At 71.6% G+C, this 18,552-nt stretch carries 17 protein-coding genes, 1 tRNA gene and 1 pseudogene; 13 read left to right on the top strand and 6 right to left on the bottom strand.

Going from position 1 to position 18,552, the window contains the following annotated elements:
• From SSP08S_RS37080 to SSP08S_RS37065, 4 genes and pseudogenes are all read left to right on the top strand, one after another.
• Positions 1 to 197: pseudogene (locus SSP08S_RS37080) on the top strand (sugar ABC transporter ATP-binding protein); the annotation flags it as partial.
• A gap of 1 nt (position 198) precedes the next feature.
• A complete protein-coding gene (locus SSP08S_RS37075; protein ID WP_019072708.1) occupies positions 199 to 1,107 on the top strand; it encodes a sugar phosphate isomerase/epimerase family protein in 909 nt (302 codons plus the stop codon).
• A gap of 52 nt (positions 1,108 to 1,159) precedes the next feature.
• On the top strand, positions 1,160 to 2,179 hold the full coding sequence (locus SSP08S_RS37070) for a Gfo/Idh/MocA family protein (RefSeq protein WP_026179153.1): 1,020 nt from the start codon (positions 1,160 to 1,162) through the stop codon (positions 2,177 to 2,179).
• Positions 2,180 to 2,202: 23 nt separating this feature from the next.
• Positions 2,203 to 3,927: a tetratricopeptide repeat protein gene (locus SSP08S_RS37065; RefSeq protein WP_019072706.1), complete on the top strand. Its 1,725-nt coding sequence runs from the start codon at positions 2,203 to 2,205 to the stop codon at positions 3,925 to 3,927.
• Here SSP08S_RS37065 and SSP08S_RS37060 read toward each other — a convergent pair.
• From SSP08S_RS37060 to SSP08S_RS37050, 3 genes are all read right to left on the bottom strand, one after another.
• The gene (locus SSP08S_RS37060; RefSeq protein ID WP_019072705.1) at positions 3,876 to 4,898 is read right to left on the bottom strand and encodes a Gfo/Idh/MocA family protein; all 1,023 of its coding nucleotides are present in this window, start codon (positions 4,896 to 4,898) and stop codon (positions 3,876 to 3,878) included. The two genes, SSP08S_RS37065 and SSP08S_RS37060, sit on opposite strands and share 52 nt — an antisense overlap.
• The gene (locus tag SSP08S_RS37055; protein WP_019072704.1) at positions 4,895 to 5,899 is read right to left on the bottom strand and encodes a Gfo/Idh/MocA family protein; all 1,005 of its coding nucleotides are present in this window, start codon (positions 5,897 to 5,899) and stop codon (positions 4,895 to 4,897) included. The genes SSP08S_RS37060 and SSP08S_RS37055 overlap by 4 nt, the downstream gene beginning before the upstream one ends.
• A 94-nt stretch (positions 5,900 to 5,993) precedes the next feature.
• Positions 5,994 to 7,169 carry a phytanoyl-CoA dioxygenase family protein gene (locus SSP08S_RS37050; RefSeq protein ID WP_019072703.1) on the bottom strand — a complete coding sequence of 392 codons (1,176 nt, stop codon included), beginning with the start codon at positions 7,167 to 7,169 and terminating at the stop codon, positions 5,994 to 5,996.
• Between the two features lie 107 nt (positions 7,170 to 7,276).
• Here SSP08S_RS37050 and SSP08S_RS37045 point away from each other — a divergent pair, with 107 nt between their 5' ends.
• The gene (locus SSP08S_RS37045; RefSeq protein ID WP_019072702.1) at positions 7,277 to 8,308 is read left to right on the top strand and encodes a LacI family DNA-binding transcriptional regulator; all 1,032 of its coding nucleotides are present in this window, start codon (positions 7,277 to 7,279) and stop codon (positions 8,306 to 8,308) included.
• Between the two features lie 6 nt (positions 8,309 to 8,314).
• Here the strand turns inward: SSP08S_RS37045 and SSP08S_RS37040 are convergent, their stop codons facing one another.
• The gene (locus SSP08S_RS37040) at positions 8,315 to 8,659 is read right to left on the bottom strand and encodes a cupin domain-containing protein (protein ID WP_019072701.1); all 345 of its coding nucleotides are present in this window, start codon (positions 8,657 to 8,659) and stop codon (positions 8,315 to 8,317) included.
• A 123-nt stretch (positions 8,660 to 8,782) separates the two neighbouring features.
• Here SSP08S_RS37040 and SSP08S_RS37035 point away from each other — a divergent pair, with 123 nt between their 5' ends.
• Positions 8,783 to 9,301, top strand: coding sequence for a hypothetical protein (locus SSP08S_RS37035; protein ID WP_026179152.1), 519 nt, complete (start codon positions 8,783 to 8,785; stop codon positions 9,299 to 9,301).
• 38 nt (positions 9,302 to 9,339) lie between these two features.
• Here the strand turns inward: SSP08S_RS37035 and SSP08S_RS37030 are convergent, their stop codons facing one another.
• On the bottom strand, positions 9,340 to 11,034 hold the full coding sequence (locus tag SSP08S_RS37030) for a sigma-54-dependent Fis family transcriptional regulator (protein WP_019072699.1): 1,695 nt from the start codon (positions 11,032 to 11,034) through the stop codon (positions 9,340 to 9,342).
• A 161-nt stretch (positions 11,035 to 11,195) separates the two neighbouring features.
• Between SSP08S_RS37030 and SSP08S_RS63785 the strand changes: the two genes are divergently transcribed.
• The 3 genes from SSP08S_RS63785 to SSP08S_RS37015 are packed head-to-tail and all read left to right on the top strand — an operon-like array spanning position 11,196 to position 13,607.
• Positions 11,196 to 11,654, top strand: coding sequence for an FAD-dependent monooxygenase (locus SSP08S_RS63785; RefSeq protein WP_019072698.1), 459 nt, complete (start codon positions 11,196 to 11,198; stop codon positions 11,652 to 11,654).
• A gap of 25 nt (positions 11,655 to 11,679) precedes the next feature.
• Positions 11,680 to 12,540 carry an intradiol ring-cleavage dioxygenase gene (locus SSP08S_RS37020; protein ID WP_019072697.1) on the top strand — a complete coding sequence of 287 codons (861 nt, stop codon included), beginning with the start codon at positions 11,680 to 11,682 and terminating at the stop codon, positions 12,538 to 12,540.
• Positions 12,537 to 13,607, top strand: coding sequence for a maleylacetate reductase (locus tag SSP08S_RS37015; RefSeq protein ID WP_019072696.1), 1,071 nt, complete (start codon positions 12,537 to 12,539; stop codon positions 13,605 to 13,607). Before SSP08S_RS37020 ends, SSP08S_RS37015 begins: the two co-directional genes overlap by 4 nt.
• On the opposite strand, the gene SSP08S_RS37010 is transcribed toward SSP08S_RS37015, so the two are convergent.
• Positions 13,608 to 14,186 (bottom strand): TetR/AcrR family transcriptional regulator, encoded by a 579-nt coding sequence (locus tag SSP08S_RS37010; RefSeq protein WP_019072695.1) that lies wholly within the window; start codon positions 14,184 to 14,186, stop codon positions 13,608 to 13,610.
• Positions 14,187 to 14,333: 147 nt separating this feature from the next.
• Here SSP08S_RS37010 and SSP08S_RS37005 point away from each other — a divergent pair, with 147 nt between their 5' ends.
• The 4 genes from SSP08S_RS37005 to SSP08S_RS36990 all read left to right on the top strand — a co-directional run bounded on the left by SSP08S_RS37005 (position 14,334) and on the right by SSP08S_RS36990 (position 17,709).
• Positions 14,334 to 15,800, top strand: a complete 1,467-nt coding sequence (locus SSP08S_RS37005) for an MFS transporter (RefSeq protein WP_019072694.1) — start codon at positions 14,334 to 14,336, stop codon at positions 15,798 to 15,800.
• A 26-nt stretch (positions 15,801 to 15,826) separates the two neighbouring features.
• The gene (locus SSP08S_RS37000) at positions 15,827 to 16,591 is read left to right on the top strand and encodes an NUDIX hydrolase (protein WP_019072693.1); all 765 of its coding nucleotides are present in this window, start codon (positions 15,827 to 15,829) and stop codon (positions 16,589 to 16,591) included.
• A gap of 69 nt (positions 16,592 to 16,660) precedes the next feature.
• Entirely contained in the window at positions 16,661 to 17,575 is a 915-nt protein-coding gene (locus tag SSP08S_RS36995; RefSeq protein WP_019072692.1) for a YceI family protein, read from the top strand.
• A gap of 60 nt (positions 17,576 to 17,635) precedes the next feature.
• Positions 17,636 to 17,709, top strand: a tRNA-Pro gene (locus SSP08S_RS36990).
• The last annotated feature ends 843 nt before the right edge of the window (positions 17,710 to 18,552 follow it).

Below are 18,552 nucleotides of genomic sequence, written 5' to 3'. Positions count from 1 at the left end.
GGCTGGGCACCATGGAACTCTCCGCCGAGCGCAGTGAGATCACGCTGGAGGAGCTGACCAACCACATGGCGGGCGGCACCGAACTCGCCGCGCTCAAGCACGAGTTGTCCCAGGTCCGTGGTGTCGACGTCGAAGAGCTCCCCGAGGAGAAGGACCTCAAGGCCTCGGCGAGCAGCGGTTCCGAAGGGACGTCCTGACATGCCCGACCGTCCCTCTCTGGACCGCATCCGGGTGGGCTCCGCCCCCGACTCCTGGGGCGTGTGGTTCCCGGACGACCCCCAACAGGTGCCGTGGCAGCGGTTCCTGGACGAGGTCGCCCAGGCCGGCTACTCGTGGATCGAGCTGGGTCCGTACGGCTATCTGCCGACCGACCCGGCCCGGCTCACGGACGAGATCGCGCGGCGCGACCTGAAGGTCTCCGCGGGCACGGTCTTCACCGGCCTGCACCGCGGCCCCTCCGTCTGGGACGCCACCTGGGAGCACGTGAGCCAAGTGGCCGCGCTCACCCAGGCGATGGGCGCCAAGCACCTCGTGGTCATCCCCTCCTTCTGGCGGGACGACAAGACCGCCGAGATCCTGGAGCCGCCGGAGCTGACCGGCGAGCAGTGGGCGCACCTCACCAAGGGCATGGAACGCCTCGGGCACGAGGTCAAGGAGGCGTACGGGCTCGACATCGTCGTCCACCCGCACGCCGACACGCACCTCGACACCGAGGACCACGTCGAGCACTTCCTCGACTCGACCGACTCCGAACTGGTCAACCTCTGCCTGGACACGGGGCATTACGCCTACTGCGGCGGCGACAGCGTCAAGCTGATCGAGACCTACGGCGAGCGCATCGGCTATCTGCACCTCAAGCAGGTCGACCCGGAGATCCTCGCCGACGTCGTCAAGAACGAGATCCCGTTCGGACCGGCCGTGCAGCGGGGCGTGATGTGCGAACCGCCGTCCGGTGTACCGGAGTTGGAGCCGGTGCTGGTCGCGGCGCAGCGCCTGGGCGTCGAGCTGTTCGCGATCGTCGAGCAGGACATGTACCCGTGCGAGCCGGACAAGCCGCTGCCCATCGCGGAGCGCACCCGCAAGTTCCTCCGCTCCTGCGGTGCCTGACGAACGTGAGCGACGTGACGACCCTGACGAGCCGAAAGGACGGCCGATGGCCATGAACCCGCGCGACACGCTCGGAGTGGCAGTGGTCGGAACCGGAAAGATGGGGGCGGACCACGTCCGCCGGATCGAGGACGTGGTCAACGGCGCCCGGGTGAGCGCCGTTGTGGACGTCGACGCCGAGCGCGCCAAACGGATCGCGTCCGGGATCGAGGGCTGCACCGCGTACACCGACCCGGCCGCCGCGATGGCGGCGGCCGACGTCGACGCGGTCCTGATCGCCTCACCGGGGCCCGCCCACGAGGCGGCCCTGCTGACGGCCTTCGAGCACGACCTCCCGGTCCTGTGCGAGAAGCCGCTCACCCCCGACGCGGCCTCCGCGCTGCGCGTCCTGGAGGCCGAGGTGCGCCTCGGCCACCGCCGGGTCCAGGTCGGCTTCATGCGGCGCTACGACGCCGAGTACATGAAGCTCAAGTCCCTCCTGGAAACAGGCCAGTTGGGCCGACCGCTGATGCTGCACAACCGGCACCGCAACGCGGCCAGCCCGCCCTTCTTCACCAGCTCCATGCTGATCAGCGACTCCGTGGCCCACGAGACCGACGCGACCCGTTGGCTCCTCGGGCACGAGATCACCGCCGTCCAGGTGCTGCGCCCGCGCCCCTCGGCGAGCGCCCCGGACGACCTCCAGGACCCGCAGTTCGTCGTCTTCGAGACCGACGGCGGCGCGATCGTCGACGTCGAGATGTTCGTCAACTGCGGCTTCGGCTACCAGGTCCAGGCCGAGATAGTCTGCGAACGCGGCACCGCCCGCATCGGCGACGGCCACGCCATGGTCACCAACATGGCCGGCCGCTGGGGCGGCACCATCGCCCAGGACTTCACCGAACGCTTCGCCGACGCCTACGACCGCGAGCTCCAGACCTGGGTCGACGCCACCCGCCGGGGCGAGGTCACCGGCCCGACCGCCTGGGACGGCTACGCGTCGGCGGCCGTGTGCGAGGCCGGCGTGCGGGCGTTGGAGGAAGGTGTGCGGGTGGAGGTCGAGTTGGTGGAGCGGCCCGCGTTCTACCGATAGCGACTTCAGGGGGGGAGGCGCGGATGGGGCCCGTGCGCATGTCGCTGCCGTTGCTGCGTGCCACGGCACGCCTGGCTCCCGGTCCGGGAGTTCCGCTGCTCGGGGCCGCGTTGCTGCACTGCGCGGTCCCCGGCTGGGCCCTGCTGCGCCCGCCGCCGCCCGCTCGCCGGTCGGCCTGGGCCCGGGAAGCGGTCGCCCTGTACCGCCCCGAGGCCGAACAAATCCGCCCCGAACAACGCCACTTGGACGCGCTGAGCCGCGCACTGGTCGTACACGCCCACACCCTGGTGCTGGCGGAGCGTTACGAGGAAGCCGGCACCGTCGTGGACGCGGCGCTGGGTGTGCCGGGTGCGCGGATGTCCCCCGCCCTGACCGCGTGCGCCCTTCACGCACGGGCACAGGCACTCGTCTTCGGGGGTCGGGCGGAGGAGGCCCAGGAACCCGCCCGTGAGTGCGTGCGGTTGTATCGCGGCTCGCCGCCTCCCGCGCGGCGGGACCGAAGCCTGGGTGCCCTGCCGGTCGCCTTGCGCACGCAGGGACTCGCGTTCGCCGTTCTCGGCCGTACGGCGGAGTCCGTCGCCGTGTACCTGGAGTGTGCCGACCTCCTGCGGGCCGTGTCCGTACGGCAGTTGTCGCGTTTCCTGCGGCTGCGGGCACAGGTGCTGGTCGAGTTGGCCGGCGGACTGCGGGCGCTCGGCCGGTACGAGGAGGTCCTCGCGCTGGAGTCCGAGGCGAAGGACGCGGTGTACGGGGTGATCGCGAGGCTCTATCCGGAGTTCGTCCTGCCGTTGCGCGTCCGGCTGCTCACGGACCTGGCCTACTGCCACGACGCGACGGGCTCTCCTGCCGCCGCGCGCACGCTCGCCGAAGAGGCGGTCTCCGAGGCCCGTGAACTGGCCGACCAGCCCGAGTGGTTCGCCGAGGCGCTGCACTGCCTGGGCCTCGTCCTCGACGAACTGGGCGCGTACGACGAGCAGTTGACCACCCTCACGGAACTCGCCGGGCTGTACACGCGCCTTGCCGCCGACCGTCCGGAAGTCTTCGAGCCGCTGCTCGCCGACACCCTGGACGACCTGGCCCGCTGCCACCGGCGGAGCGGCGACCACCTCAAGGCCGTGGCGGACACGGAACGGGCCGTGGCCGTGTACCGGCGCGTCGGACGGTACGAGGACCGACTCGCCCGCATCCTCGCCAACCTCAGCATCCGTCAGCAGAGCGCCGACGACGCGGAGTCGGCCGTGTCGAGCGCCCGCGAAGCGGTCGCCCTCACCCGCCGGCTCGCCGAGTCCGACAGCGAGACCCACGGTCCCCTGACGGCCCGCCGCCTGCGGGTCCTGGCCCAGGCCCTCGGCCTCGCCGGCGATCACACCGCCGCTGTCGCCCGCTACGAGGAGGCCGAGGCCGTCCTGAGAGATCTGATCGGCGTCCCCGGCGTCGAGGCGGACCTGGCGGTCACGGTCTCGGCCCTCGCCGGCGCGCTCGACACCGAGGTCCAGGACCGGCTGGCCGCCGGTCGGCCCGACGAGGCGGTCGCCGCCCTGTGCTCCCTGCTCGGCCTCACCCGCCGCACCGACGTCAGAGACGTCCACGCCCGGTGTGTCATCGCGTTCGCCCGGGCCCGTGCGGAACGCCCGGACGACATCGACGTCGTCCGGGCGTGGGAGCGGGTGGTCGGGGAGCCGTACCCGACCTTCGTCTACCGCAGAACCGAGACCCGCGGCCGGGGCGCGAAGCCCGCCGCGCGGTAGGACTCGTCGATGAGGGTCATCGTCGCGACCGCGTCGTCCGGGCCCAGCGGCAGAGGCGCGCCGTTTCTCAACCGGGCGGCGAACGCCTCCAGTTGGTAGGTGTACGAGGAGCGGCGGCCGAGCCGCTCCGTGCGTTCGCCGTCCGTCGTGCGGATGACGACCCGGTCGTCCAGGTGGGGGAGGACGAAGTTCGGCGCGAACGCCTCGCCCCGGCTGCCGGTGATCCGGCAGCTCATCACCATCTCGTCGTAGGCCATGTGACAGCGGGCGGAGCCCGTGGCGCCGCTCGGGAAGGCGAGGTCGGCGTCCAGCCACTCGTCGACGCCCGGTGCACCGGCGCGTTCGCCGCCCCGGGCCGCGACCAGCCGGGGTGCGCCGCCCGCCCAGGGCGCGAGCATGCGCTGGGCGTGCAGGCTGTAGCAGCCCAGGTCCATGACGGCGCCGCCGGCCAGGTCGAGGGACCAGCGCGGGTCGGTGTCCGGCGGGGCCGGGATCGCGACCAGTGTCTCTACGTGCCGCAGCTCGCCCAGTTCACCGGAGGCCAGCAGCTCGTGCAGGCGCCGGGTGACCGGGTGGAAGAGGTAGTGGAAGGCCTCCATGAAGACCGTGCTGGCCTTCGCCGCCGCCTCCCGGACCTCGGCCGCCTCCTCCGCGTTGCTCGCCGAGGGCTTCTCGGACAGGACGTGCTTGCCCGCCTCCAGCGCGGCGAGGTTCCACGGCCCGTGCAGACCGTTGGCGAGGGGGTTGTAGACGACCTCCACCTCGGGGTCGGCGATCAGGTCGGCGTACGAGTCCGCGACCCGCTCGACGCGGTGCGCCGCGGCGTACGCCTCCGCGCGGTCCCGGTCGCGGGCGGCCACCGCCACGAGGCGGTGGCCGGTCGTCCGGGCCGGGCCGATCAGGGACTGCTCGGTGATCCGAGCCGCTCCCAGTACTCCGATGCGCAGTGGTTCCCGGCCCGGACCGCTCATGCTTCGCGTACCTCCTGGATGGTGACGGGGCGGTGCTCGTGCAGCGACAGGGTGCAGGCGTCGGCGATCCAGCCGGCCTCCAGCGCGTCGGCGACGGTGCAGGGGGAGGTGCGGGTGCCGGCCACCACCTCGGTGAACGCGGTGAGTTCGGCGCGGTAGGCGGCGGTGAAGCGGTCCATGAAGAAGTCGTGCGGGACACCCGCGGGGAAGGTCACGCCGGGCTCCACGGAGCGCAGCGGCAGCTTGTCCTCCAGGCCGACCGCGATGGAGTCGGTGAAGCCGTGGATCTCCATGCGGACGTCGTAACCCCGGGCGTTGTGGCGGGAGTTGGAGACCACCGCGATGGTGCCGTCGTCGAGGGTGAGGATGGCGCCGGTGGTGTCGGCGTCGCCCGCCTCCTTGATGTACTCGGCGCCCCGGTTGCCGCCGACCGCGTACACCTCGACGACCTCACGGCCGGTGACCCAGCGGATGATGTCGAAGTCGTGCACGGAACAGTCGCGGAAGATGCCACCGGACGCGGCGATGTACGCGGCGGGGGGCGGCGCCGGGTCCAGCGTGGTGGAGCGTACGGTGTGCAGCTTGCCCAGCTCGCCGGACTGAACGGCGGCGCGCGCGTTGACGAAGCCGGTGTCGAAGCGGCGGTTGTAGCCGATCTGGATCGGCACGTCGCTGCCCTCGACGGCCTTGAGGACCTGGACGCCCTCGGCCATCGTCTTGGCGACGGGCTTCTCGCAGAAGACCGGGATGCCCGCCTCGACGGCGGCCAGGATCAGGCCCGGGTGGGCGTCGGTCGCCGCGGCCACCACGACACCGTCGACCCCGGCGGCCAGTACGGCCTCGGGGGAGTCCGCGACCTCGGCGCCGAACCGCTCGGCGGCCTTCTTGGCGGCCTCCGCGAACGGGTCGGCCACGACGAGGGACTCGACCACGTCGAGTCCGGACAGGGTCTCGGCGTGGAAGGCGCCGATGCGGCCGAGGCCGAGGATTCCGATGCGCATGAGGGCTCTTGCTTTCTTGAGGGGTGCGGGTTTCTTGCTGTTGTCTCTCGCGCGGGTCGCTCGCGAGACGGTGAACGTCGTTCGGGCGTGCTCCTCAGCTCTCGCGCCGCTCGGCGCCGGCCCGCAGCTCCCCGCGGAGCGCCTGCGGGGCCCATCCCTCGCGCACCGCGCGGCGCACGATGTCGGCCTGCGAGGGCGGGGCGAGCCCCTCGACGGGCGGGTCGTTGTCGAGGTTGGTGGGGAAGGGATAGCCCTCGGCACTGGCCGCGACGACCGCGTCCAGCCACTCCTCGCGCACACCCTCGGCCTTCCGCCTGAGCAGCACCGGGAAGACCGCGTTGCTGACGGCCTCGCGGTCCACCGTCTCCATCGCCCGCCCGAACGCGGAGGACACCTGGAGCAGGTTCGCCATGCGCCGCACATCCGCGGTGCGGTTGGTGCCGGCCGCGTGGAACAGCGCCGGGTTGAAGAACGCGGCATCGCCCTTGGCGAGCGGGAGTTGGATGTGGTGGGACTCGAAGTAGGCCTGGAATTCCGGGAGTCGCCACGCCAGATAGCCGGGCTCGTACTTCTGCGAGTGCGGCAGGTACATCGTCGGCCCCGACTCCACCGGCATGTCGCAGTGCGCGACCGCCCCTTGGAGGGTGAGCACGGGGGAGAGGCGGTGCACGTGCGCCGGGTAGCCGGCGGCGGTCTCGTTGCCGAGGAACCCGAGGTGGTAGTCGCGATGCGCGGTCTGGGCCGCGCCGCCCGGGTGGACCACGTTGATCTGCGAGGTGACCTGATAGCCGGGGCCCAGCCAGGCCTCGGACACCAGGGCCAGCATGTCGTTCGCGTAGTAGTCGGCGAACGCCTCCGGGTCATAGAGCGCGGCCTTCTCCAGGGCGTTCCACACCCGGTCGTTGGCCCCCGGCTTCGCGAAGTGGTCACCGGCGCCCGCGCCGGACGCGTGCTGCTCGGCGATCAGCGCCTCGAAGACCTCGGTCGTACGGTCCACCACCGCCGCGTCCGGGAACGCGTCCCGCAGGACCACGATGCCGGGCCCCTCGGCGAACACCCGCACCAGCTCGGCCTGCACCTCGCGGCGCTCACCGGCAGCCACCGACTTGCGGAGCCGGGCGCTGTGGTAGACGAGGACGTTCCGCTCGACCGAGGACGCGTACGGGAAGTCGCCGAGGTCGGTGGGCCGCTCGACGAGCGTGCGGAAGGCGTCGAGATCGCAGTCCTGCTCGGTGAGCCAGGCGGGGCGCTCTTCGGATGTGAAGGACATCGTCGTCCCCTCGGGTCACGTGGTGGTGCGGTCCTGTCATTCTTGTCAGTACAAACCCTTCGAACAACCGGCAGCGAGCCATCAAAAACCCCTCAAGGAGACGACCGGTGGGCCACCCCTTCCCGATCAGGGAAATCGCACGTCAGGCGGGCCTCAGCGAGGCCACCGTGGACCGGGTGCTGAATGCCAGGGGCGGTGTCCGCGAGAGCACCGTGCGTGAGGTCCGGCAGGCCATCGCGGATCTCGACCGGCAGCGCACCCAGGTCAGGCTGGTCGGGCGTACGTTCATGATCGACATCGTGATGCAGACACCGGAGCGGTTCTCCACGGCCGTACGGGTGGCGCTGGAGGCCGAGCTGCCCGATCTGCACCCGGCCGTGGTGCGCTCCCGCTTCCACTTCCGGGAGACCGCGCCGGTGAAGGAACTCGTCGCGACCCTGGACCGGATTGCCCGGCGCGGCTCGCAGGGCGTCATCCTCAAGGCGCCGGACGTCCCCGAGATCACCGCGGCCGTCGGCCGGCTCGTCACCGCCGGTATCCCGGTCGTCACCCTGGTCACCGACCTGCCCGCGAGCGCCCGCCTCGCCTACGTCGGCATCGACAACCGCGCGGCCGGCGCCACCGCCGCCTACCTGATGGGCCAGTGGCTCGGCGACCGCCCCGGCAATGTCCTCACCAGCCTGAGCAGCGGTTTCTTCCGCAACGAGGAGGAGCGCGAGATGGGCTTCCGCAGCACCATGCGCGCCCGCTACCCGGACCGGTCCCTCGTCGAGATCACCGAGGGTCACGGCCTGGACGCCACCCAGTACGAGCTGGTCCGGGCCGCCCTGAAGCGTGACCCGGACATCCGCGCGGTCTACTCGATCGGCGGCGGCAACATCGCGACCCTGCGCGCCTTCGCCGACCTGGGCCGCGAGTGCGCCGTGTTCGTCGCGCACGACCTCGACCACGACAACACCCGGCTGCTGCACGAGCAGCGGCTGTCGGCCGTCCTCCACCACGACCTGCGCCAGGACGTCCGCGAAGCCTGCCGGATAGTGATGCGCGCCCACGACGCGCTGCCGCCGGCGGGCCCGACCCTGCCGTCCTCGATCCAGGTGGTCACGCCCTACAACCTGCCTACGGCGCCCATGCGTTGAGGCGGCTCACAGATTGATCGCGTACGCCTTGCGCAGCGTCTCGTGCACCGTCCACGTCGTACGGTCGCCCTCGCGCAGCACGGCCATGTCCCCGGGACCGACCTTCAGGGTGTCCCCGCCCTCGACCTCGATGGTCGCCGAGCCGCTGATCACGACGAACAGCTCGTCCGCCTCCGTGTCGGTGACCACCCCCGGCGTGATCTGCCAGATCCCCCGGATCTGCCGCCCGTCCTCGGACTCCCACACCACCTTCCCGGTCACCTCGGGCGTACCGGAGACGATCTGCGCCGGGTCCAGCGGCTCGGCTTCGAGCTCGGCGTCGGGGATGCGGACAACGAAACTGTGCGTCATGCCGCGACCCTAGCCCGGACCGGCAGGGCCCGGATGTGGACACTGTGTGGGACATCGGCCCAGGTGGGAGGACACTTCGTCGCGGAGTGGCGGCCCGGGTGGCGCCGGGCGATCGTGGAGGGCATGGCGCAGACCACGGAGGCCGTCCCCGACCCGCAGCCGCACCCGCACGACACCCGGGAGAACATCCTCTTCGGAGGCGTCTACGGCGCGGTCCTCGCCTGCTCGATGGTCGCCGCGCTCACCCAGTACGGCCACACCGACAAGGCCAGCCGCCGTTACGACGCCGTGTGGCTGCTGGTGACCGCGGGTGCCTCGGCACTCGCCCACGGGTACGCGCACTACATCGCCGAGCGCGCCCCGCACCGCCGCTGGGACGCCCTGCGCACCCTGCGCGACGAGTGGCCGCTGGTCGCCGCCGCACTTCCGACCGTGCTGCTGCTCGCCGGGGCGGGCTGGGGCTGGTGGCCCGCGAACGGCGTCGAGTACGCGGCCTTCGTCCTCAACATCGCGCTGCTGTTCGCCCTGGGCCTGGTCACCGCCCGCTGGTCGGCGCGGAGTTGGATGGTCGCCGTGGTGATCGGGGCGGTGGACGCGCTGCTCGGGGTGGTCGTGGTCGTGGCGAACGCCCTGATCAAATAGGCCGGTTCAGTGTCGGACGGGTCTGGTCGATCTGCTGCTCACGAGACGCCCTGGTACCCGCGCAGCTTGCGGTACAGCGTGGCCCGTCCGATGCCCAACGCGGCAGCCGTCCGTGCCTTGTTGCCGCCGTGCCTACGCAATGCGGCCAGGATCGCGGCGCGTTCGGCGTGTTCCATCGGGCTGAGCCGCCGGGCCGCGGGTCCCTCCCGGACGGGGTCGGGGAGTTCGGCCCGGCGCACCGGACCGGTGACCCGCCGGTGTTCCGCCAACGCCCGTACGACATGGGCGAGTTCGGTGACGTTCCCGGGCCAGGGGTGTTCCTCCAGGGCCCGCAGCGCGTCCAGCGTCCAGCTGAGCGGCGGCTGTCCCGGGGCCGGCCGGGGCGCCAGGACCGGCAGCAACTCCCGTACGTCCTCCCGGCGTTCCCGCAGCGCGGGCAGCGCGACCGACCGGGCGGCCAGGGTGTCCAGGAGGCGTTGGAAGCAGGGGCCCGGGGGAGTGCCCGGCGTGTAGGTGACCAGCAGATGCACGTCCGGGTGTTCGTCGAGCAGGGAGTTGAGCGCGGCGACATCCGGCTGGGCCAGCCGCTCGGCGTGCCGCAGGAGCAGTGGGCGGCCGTCGGCCAACTCGCCGTACTTCACGCCCAGTTCGGGTGACTCGGCGGCGTCGGCGACCAACGGCACGGTCTCACCGAGCAGTTCACGCGCCAGCGCGGTCTTGCGGGTGCCGCGCTCGCCGGTCAGCAGCAGCGGCTCCGGGACCCGGGCCAGCTCGACCGCCCGCGCGACCGCGTGCCGCCAGGGCACCGACCCGCCCGCGAGCGCCAGCGCGGGGCGCGGAACGGGACGCGGCACCTCGACGGCCCGCGCCTCGAGCACGGCGACGATCCCGAGCACGTGACCTTCGTGCCGTACGGGAGTGAGCGCGGCGGTGCATCCCGCGTTGTCGGGGAGTGTCGCGTCGTACGACTCCTGGCCGGTGCTCGCGCGTTCCAGGGCGGCCAGTACCTGGGGGGTGGCGAGGCGGACGGCGGCCTCGCTGATCAGGCGGTTGCGGCCGTCGAGGGCGACGACCGCGCGGTCGGGGCCTCGCGCGGCGCGGGTGTAGGCGTCGAGGAGCACCCGTTCGGCCGTACGGGAGCGGGCGAGGAGTTCCGCCTCCACCGCGCCGGCCGTGGCCTCCGCGAGGGCGGCACCGGGATGCGGGCCGCACCCGGCGCACAGGCCGGACGCGACCGTCACCGTGCCGAGCGCCTGCCCGGTCTCCGGGGCGAACAGCGGCACGCTGACCGCCGACACGTCCTGCCACACGTCGAGGAAGTGCTCGGGGCCGTGCACCTCGGCCCGGCTCCGGGTGCGCAGGGCGAGGGCCGCGCTGTTGTGGCCCACCTCCCGCTCGGACAGATCGCGGCACCGGTCGCCGCCGGGCACCTGGCCCGCCGTCCACACCACCCGCGGCCGTTCGTCGGTCAGCAGCAGCGCCGAGTGGCCGCCGAGGGCCGGCGCGACGCGCTCCAGCACCGGCCGCGCCGCCTCCAACAGGGCTGATTCGACGGGCGCTTCGGAGTCGTGGAGCGGACCGTCGAGGTCGTGCCGTACGCCGAAGAAGCGGGCGCGCCGCCAGGCGGCGAGGACCTCGTCCGGGACGCCGTCGGGCAGCGGGCGGTCGGTCAGGAACCGCTCGCGCGCCTGGCGCAGCGGAGCGAGGGCGGGGGAGTGCTCCACGATGGTCATGACGCCCCACACCGTATCGGGCCCGTGGTGGCGGCCGCCGCGGGGCTGTGACTGTCTCGTAATGAGACATCTGAGGGTGTTCCGCCCGCATGGTGATCGTGAAGAGTCGGTGCCTTTCTCACCCCGGCCCCAACCTGCCTCACCCCCTGGAGCGTCCCGCCGTGCCCGTTGTCGAGACCGACGTACTGATCGTGGGCAGCGGCCCGGCCGGCGCCGCCGCCGCGCTGGCGCTGAGCGTCTACGGCGTGCCCCACATCGTCGTCACCCGCTACGCGCGCCTCACCAGGACGCCCCGCGCGCACATCACCAACCAGCGCACCATGGAGGTCCTGCGCGACCTCGGTGTCGGCAAGGACCGCTTCACCCTCCTCACCGGCATCGGCGGCGACGCCTGGCTGCGCGCGGCCGAGTCCCAGCAACTCGACATCGCCACGGTCGTCATCGGCCCCGGCCGGCAGTACGAGGACCCGTACGACTGGGCCCGCCTCGGCGAGATCTCCGACGGGGGCGCCCTGCTGGTCCGCCCCGACGGTTACGTCGCCCTCCGCCACGCCGACGCGGCCGAGAACGGCAAACATTTGCTCACGGACGCGGTGCGACGCATCCTCGGGGATGGTTGATATTTCAACAGGCTAGGGAGCAGGCATGACCACTCACGTCACCGTCACGGACGAGGCCGTCGCGAGTCTGCGGGACACCGCCGACCCCCGCCTGCACGAACTGCTGTCGGGCCTGATCCGGCATCTGCACGCGTTCGCGCTGGAGACCCGCCTCACCCGGGCGGAGTGGGAGCGGGCGATCGGCTTTCTGACGGAGACCGGGCAGGCCTGCACGGAAACCCGACAGGAGTTCATCCTCCTGTCGGACGTGCTCGGCCTGTCGATGCTGGTGGAGACCATCAACGGCGAGCGCGAGGCCGGTGCCACCGAGTCGACGGTGCTCGGCCCCTTCCACATGACCGAGTCGCCGGTCCGTGAACTCGGCGCGAACATCGACCTGGTGGGCGGCGGCGAGCCGTGCGTGGTCAGCGGCCGGATCGTGTCGGGGGACGGCACCCCGCTCCCCGGCGCCCTCCTCGACGTCTGGCAGGCCGACACCAACGGCTTCTACGACGTGCAGCAGCCGGACGTCCAACCCCCGGGCAACGGACGGGGGTTGTTCACCACGGACGCCGAGGGCCGCTTCCGGTTCCGCACCTGTGTGCCGAGCCCGTACCCCATCCCCACGGACGGCCCGGTCGGCGACCTCCTCCGGGCGACCGGACGCCACCCCTACCGCCCCGCCCACATCCACTTCATCGCCTCGGCCGACGGCCACGCCCCCGTCACCACCCACATCTTCGTCGCGGGCAGCGACTACCTCGACTCCGACGCGGTCTTCGCCGTGAAACAGAGCCTCGTCGAGGACTTCAACCTCACCGACGACCCTTCCCTGGCACGGGAGTTCGGCATCGCCAACCCCTTCCGGCATGCGCGGTTCGACCTCGTACTGGAGCAGCAGTCGTGAAGGGCTCCCTCGACTTCGCCTACGACGCCCAGCCCATGCGGGTCGTCTTCCGCCCCGGCGCCGCGCTGACCGCGACCGCCGGCGAGGCCGAACGGCTCGGACTGCGGCGGGTGTTGGTGCTCTCGGGCGCCCGGGGCGTGGACACCGCTCAGGCCGTCGCCGACTCGCTGGGCGACGCGTGTGCCGCGGTGCACGCCGAGGCGAAGATGCACGTCCCGGTCGAAGTCGCCGACCGCGCCGTCGAGTTGGCGCGCTCGCTGGGCGCCGACGGATGTGTCGCGGTCGGCGGCGGCTCGGCGATCGGTCTCGGCAAGGCCATCGCCCTGCGCACCGGCCTCCCGCTGATCGCCGTGCCCTCCACCTACTCCGGCTCGGAGATGACCCCGGTCTGGGGTCTCACCGAAAACGGCGCCAAACGCACCGGCCGCGACCCCGCCGTCCGGCCCCGCAGCGTCGTCTACGACCCCGAACTCACCCTGGAACTCCCCGTACCGCTCACGGTGACCAGCGGTATCAACGCGATCGCGCACGCTGTCGAGGCCCTGTACGCGCCCGACACCTCGCCGTTGATCGCGCTGATGGCGGAGGAGGGCGTGGGGGCGCTGGCGGACGCGCTCCCCGAACTGGCCACCGAACCACGGTCGTTGGAGGCCCGGGGCCGTGCGCTGTATGGGGCCTGGCTGTGCGGTTCGTGCCTCGGCGCCACGACCATGGGCCTGCACCACAAGCTCTGCCATGTCCTCGGCGGCACCTTCGGCCTGCCGCACGCGGAGACGCACACGGTGGTGCTGCCGTACGCGCTGGCGTACAACGCGTCCGCAGCGCCGGAGGCGGCGGCCGCCGTGGCCCGCGCGCTGGACGCGGAGGATGCGCCAACAGCCCTGTGGCAGCTGGCCGGACGGCTCGGTGCCCCGCGCTCGCTCGCCGAACTCGGCCTGAAGGAGGGCGACTTGGCGACGGCGGCGGCGCAGGCGGTGAGCCAGGCGTACGCCAACCCCCGACCGGTCACCGAGGACGGGGTGCTCGCGCTGCTGCGGGCGGCCTACGAGGGAACCGCCCCCGTGTAGTCAGTGGTTCGTGCGGACGCCGTCCAGCGCGATGGCCAGGACGCGGTCGCGCTGGGTGTCGTCCACGAACGTCGTCCCGGTGACCCCGGCCACCAGGCGCAGCAGATCACCGAAGTCCATGTCGGTGCGGGCCACGCCCGCCTTCTGCGCGCGCTCGAACAGCGGGCCGCCCGCCGAGAACATCGACTCGCGGCAGGTCCCGAAGATCTCCGAGTCGTTGTCCAGCGCCTCGCGCACCGCCTGCTTGGTCACCATGTAGCCCGCGAAACGGTTCAGCCACGAGTTCAGCGCCTCCCACGGCTCCTGGTCGGCGACGGCCAGGGCGACCTGGCACAGCGCGTTGACCTCGTCGGCGTAGACGCTCTCGAAGAGGGCCCGGCGGGTCGGGAAGTTCCGGTAGAGGGTGCCGATGCCGACGCCCGCGCGGCGCGCGATGTCCTCCAGTGACGCCTCCGAGCCGTGCTCCGCGAAGGCCTCGCGGGCGGCGGCCAGCAGGGCGTCGTAGTTGCGGGCGGCGTCCTTTCGGTGGGGGCGCTGGGCCGCGACGATTTCGCTGACGGGGAACGGCTGGGCCGTCACTGATGCCTCCCGGGCGGACTCGGTTGAACCGGAGGTGTGCCTCCGTTATGGTGGAGGGGTACCTCCACTTTAGCAGTGGTGGGTGCGTACCGCCGTGGACGTGTGCGTGCGGACGCGCCCTGCCCGCTTGTTTCGGAGAGGCTCTCCATGCCCCGCACATCCACCACCCGCCTCACCTTCGCGGTCCTCGCGACGGGAGCGGGCGTCTTCTCCATGCTGCAGTCGCTGATCGCGCCGGCCCTGCCGACCGTCCAGCACGCGCTGCACACCTCCCAGTCCACCGCGACCTGGGTGATGACGGCCTATCTGCTGTCCGCCTCGGTCTTCACCCCGATACTCGGCCGCGTCGGCGACCTGATCGGCAAGAAACGCACACTCGTCGCCGTCCTGCTGGCCGTCCTGGCCGGCTGTCTGATCGCCGCGCTCGCGCCCAACATCGGCGTACTGATCGTCGCCCGGGTCGTCCAGGGCATCGGCGGCGCGCTGTTCCCGCTCTCCTTCGGCATCATCCGCGACGAGTTCGACGCGTCCCAAGTACCGGGCAGCATCAGCAACTTGTCCGCCGTGATCGCCGCGGGCGGCGGTGTCGGCATGGTGGCCGCCGGACCCATCGTGTCCGCCCTCGACTACCGCTGGCTGTTCTGGTTCCCCGTCGGCATCGTCGCCGTCACCACCCTCATCGCCCTGCGCTACGTCCCCGAGTCGCCGAGCCGCGCCGAGGGCAGCGTCAACTGGTCCGGCGCCGTACTCCTGTCCGGCTGGCTGGTGGCGCTGCTGCTCCCGCTCAGCCAGGCGAGCCGTTGGGGCTGGGGCTCCATCCGCGTCGTGGGCCTGTTCGCCGCGGCCGTCGTACTCTTCGCGGCCTGGCTGTACGCCGAGGCCCGCTCCCGCAGCCCGCTCATCGACCTCAAGGTGATGCGGCTGCCCTCCGTGTGGACCACCAACACCGCCGCGCTGCTCTTCGGCGCGGGCATGTACTCGATCTGGTCCTTCCTGCCCGGCTTCGTCCAGACGCCGTCGTCGGCCGGCTACGGCTTCGGCGCCAGCGTCACCGCGTCCGGACTCCTCATGCTGCCGATGCTGATCGCGATGTTCGTCTCCGGCGTGCTCAGCGGCCGACTGGAGCCGGTGGTCGGCGCCAAGGCGCTGCTCACCACCGGTGCCGCACTCGGCGCGGTCGCCTGCGCGATCCTCGCCCTCTGGCACGACCAGCAGTGGCAGATCGCCCTCGTCGCGGGCATCTTCGGTCTCGGCATCGGACTCGCCTTCGCCTCCATGGCCAACCTCATCGTCGGCAGCGTCCCGCCCGAGCAGACCGGCGCCGCGACCGGCATGAACGCCAACATCCGCACCATCGGCGGCTCCATCGGCGCCGCGGTGACCAGCGTCCTGGTCACCGGCCACCTCCAGGCGTCCGGCCTGCCGTACGGCTCCGGGTACACCCACGGCTTCGCGCTGCTGGCGGTGCTGCTCCTCGGGGCCGCGCTGGCCGCACTCCTGGTGCCGGCGCGACGGTCCGGCCGTAGCGGCGGAAAGACCGTCAGCACCTCCGAGTCCGCGCTCCTGAAGGCGGAGGAGGAAGCGTCGGTGATGGCTCCCGGCGCCCTCAACTGACCCGGCCGGTGTGCCAGCATGAGCCGATGATCGAACAGAGCGCCCGGCGCCCCGGTGCCGAACTCCTGGACGTCCACCGGCTCAGGCTCGTCGAATCAGCCGCTCCTCGGCTCACCCCCGAGGAGCGGCTGGCGATGGACCGGGTGTGGGACGCGAAGGTGCGGGACAACCCGAGCTTCTTCGACGGGCCGGTCCTGGTGTGCGCGGGCGCGGAGCGGGACGGGCCGTACGAACTGGTCATCTCCTGGGTGCGGACGACGTACCGCCACTTCGCCCTGCGCCGGGTCCCGTTCGCCACCTCATGGCTGCCGTCCTTCTTCGTCTCCGTCCTCCAACCGGCCGACGACGGACGCCTGTTGGTCGGCCGCATGTCCGACTCCACGGCGGCGCCCGGCCGTTGGCAGCTGCCGGGCGGCTCGCTCGAACCGCCCGAGGGCGACGAACCGCTCGACATGAAGGCCCTGCGCCGCCACGCCGCACGGGAGTTGATCGAGGAGACCGGCATCGAGGCCCGGCCCGAGGACCTCACCTTCTGGAACGTCACCCGCGCCGGGAACGGCGGCATCGGCGTCCTCTTCCGCGCGCCGTCGCTCCCGGAGACCGAAGTGCGCGCGCGGCACGCGGCGATGGCCGAGGCGGAGCGGGCCCGGGGCCGCGAACCGGAACTCGACGCCATCGCCCTGATCCACTCCACCGCCCAATTCCCGCTCCTGGTGGGCACACGCGCGGACTATCTGGAGCCGATCGTCCGCCGCTACGCGGAAGGCGGCGGAACGGGTGTCTCGATATGAGACACCCGCAATGGTGACGAAGCCTTCAAGATCGGCAGAGCACGACCGCTGTGAAGAAAGGTGATCACCATGGCCCTCGCACTGCTCAGGCGCTGGCTGCCCCAAGGCGCCGCCGCCCCGGCGGCGGGCCTCTCGCTCCCCCTCCCGCCCGGCGCCGGCGGCCTCGGCCGTGAGATCGTCGACCCGATGGGCGCGCCCATGGCGTCCGCCGAGGTCACGGTGACGGCCCTGGACTCGCACCGCGTAACCGCCTCCGGTACGACCGACCCGTACGGCTTCTTCCTCGCCGCGCTGCCGCCCGGGCGCTACAGCCTCCTCGTCTCGGCCCAGGGACTCCAGCCGCACCAGGAGACGGTGGAGATCGCCGCCGGAACCGCCGCGCCCACCGAACGCGTGTGGCTCCAGCCCGGCCGCGCCCAGGAACTCCCGCCGCCCGGCACCTGGCTCTTCGACCCGCCGCACACCGCGATCCGCTTCATCGCCAAACACGTCGGCATGGCCCATGTGCACGGCCGCTTCGAACGCTTCCAGGGCGGCATCCAGATCGCCCAGGAGGTGACCGAGTCCAAGGTCCACGTCCGCATCGACGCGTCCAGCATCACCACCGGCAACACCACGCGCGACAACCACCTGCGCTCCGGCGACTTCCTCGACGTGGAGCGCTACCCGTACATCGACTTCACCAGCACCCGGTTCGCGTACCGCGGCGGCAGCAAGTGGACGCTGCAGGGTTCCCTCACGATGCACGGCGTGAGCCGATCGGTGAACCTGGACACCACCTACCTGGGCACCGTCAACGGCGGCTACGCGGAGGAACTCCGCTGCGCGGCCCTCGCCACGGCCGAACTGCACCGCGAGGACTACACGTTGAACTGGCGCAGCATGCTCGCCCGGGGCATCGCGGTCGTCGGCCCCACCGTCCAGCTGGAGCTGGACATCCAGGCGATGTACCGCACCCACGACACCCCGACGCCGCCGAAGTGACCCGGCGCATGCGGTAAGGTTTACCTGCGCGTTCACCCGACCGACCGGGTGCGACGCGACCGGGACGTGGCGCAGCTTGGTAGCGCACTTGACTGGGGGTCAAGGGGTCGCAGGTTCAAATCCTGTCGTCCCGACTCTATGGAGTCGCAGGTGAGGGGCGGTTTCGGAGGAATCCGAAGCCGCCCCTCGGTCATGGTTGGGGTCCGGCGTCCCTTGACCGCACTCAGTGGGTGAGGACAGTCGTTGTGGGAAGGGCATTCAGCACGCCGAGGAGTGCGGAGAGCGTCGTACCCGCGGCTGTGATCTTGTGGACGTCCGGGGGCAGGTAGCGCTGAGCGGTAGTCCGCGAACCGTGGCCGGCGATCCTGAGCGGTAGGTGGAGGGGGATTCCGACGACCTCGCCCCAGTGGGTGGCGTCGCGCAGGATCGCGGTGGAACAGGATCCCGTTGACCATCGGCCGCCGCGTTGGCCTGGCGGAGGCAGATACGGCTTCAGCCGCACCGACTCCGCGCTCGTCAGATCACCCCGCCCCAGACCGAGACCAACGAGCAGGCAAGCCGACAGTCACATGATCTGCCGGGTAGGGTCGCGGGGACCTGGACCACGGGTGGACTCGGCTTCTCGGCAGTCTGAACGTGCGTACCTGGTTCCAGGGAGCTCCAATAGTCGTATGACCAAGGCGCCCGGGCAGCGCTCAGCGACCTGCTGCAGCGGCTCGCGCGGCGGAAGGGGCTGCGACCACCTCGCGAGCGGATGAGGATGTAGAAAACGCTGGAGCGAACTGTCGCCCTGCTGGCGGCGTTTAGCGCTATCGCCGTTGTCGGCTTCATCTGGAAATCGATCAAGCAGCTCAACAGTGAGCAAGTCATTACCCGAGAGGGACAGATCACCGATCGATACATGGCCGCCGTTGAGCCTCTCGGCAACAAGGACTCCGAGGACGTGCGTCTCGGTGGCCTCTATTGTCTCCAACGTG

The organism is Streptomyces hokutonensis, from assembly GCF_000376565.1.
In the GTDB taxonomy this organism is placed as follows: Bacteria; Actinomycetota; Actinomycetes; order Streptomycetales; family Streptomycetaceae; genus Streptomyces; species Streptomyces hokutonensis.
The sequence above is the reverse complement of the archived record's forward strand: the minus strand, read 5'-3'. Positions and strand labels throughout refer to the sequence as shown.

Bases quoted from the DNA above. Each gene is read 5' to 3' on its own strand.
- SSP08S_RS37000 (WP_019072693.1), top strand. From the start codon at position 15,827: ATGATCGAACAGAGCGCCCGGCGCCCCGGTGCCGAACTCCTGGACGTC.
- SSP08S_RS37005 (WP_019072694.1), top strand. From the start codon at position 14,334: ATGCCCCGCACATCCACCACCCGCCTCACCTTCGCGGTCCTCGCGACG.
- SSP08S_RS37035 (WP_026179152.1), top strand. From the start codon at position 8,783: ATGGCGCAGACCACGGAGGCCGTCCCCGACCCGCAGCCGCACCCGCAC.
- SSP08S_RS37060 (WP_019072705.1), bottom strand. From the start codon at position 4,898: ATGAGCGGTCCGGGCCGGGAACCACTGCGCATCGGAGTACTGGGAGCG.
- SSP08S_RS37055 (WP_019072704.1), bottom strand. From the start codon at position 5,899: ATGCGCATCGGAATCCTCGGCCTCGGCCGCATCGGCGCCTTCCACGCC.
- SSP08S_RS37030 (WP_019072699.1), bottom strand. From the start codon at position 11,034: ATGACCATCGTGGAGCACTCCCCCGCCCTCGCTCCGCTGCGCCAGGCG.
- SSP08S_RS37040 (WP_019072701.1), bottom strand. From the start codon at position 8,659: ATGACGCACAGTTTCGTTGTCCGCATCCCCGACGCCGAGCTCGAAGCC.
- SSP08S_RS37065 (WP_019072706.1), top strand. From the start codon at position 2,203: ATGGGGCCCGTGCGCATGTCGCTGCCGTTGCTGCGTGCCACGGCACGC.
- SSP08S_RS37070 (WP_026179153.1), top strand. From the start codon at position 1,160: ATGAACCCGCGCGACACGCTCGGAGTGGCAGTGGTCGGAACCGGAAAG.
- SSP08S_RS37020 (WP_019072697.1), top strand. From the start codon at position 11,680: ATGACCACTCACGTCACCGTCACGGACGAGGCCGTCGCGAGTCTGCGG.
- SSP08S_RS37050 (WP_019072703.1), bottom strand. From the start codon at position 7,169: ATGTCCTTCACATCCGAAGAGCGCCCCGCCTGGCTCACCGAGCAGGAC.
- SSP08S_RS37075 (WP_019072708.1), top strand. From the start codon at position 199: ATGCCCGACCGTCCCTCTCTGGACCGCATCCGGGTGGGCTCCGCCCCC.
- SSP08S_RS36995 (WP_019072692.1), top strand. From the start codon at position 16,661: ATGGCCCTCGCACTGCTCAGGCGCTGGCTGCCCCAAGGCGCCGCCGCC.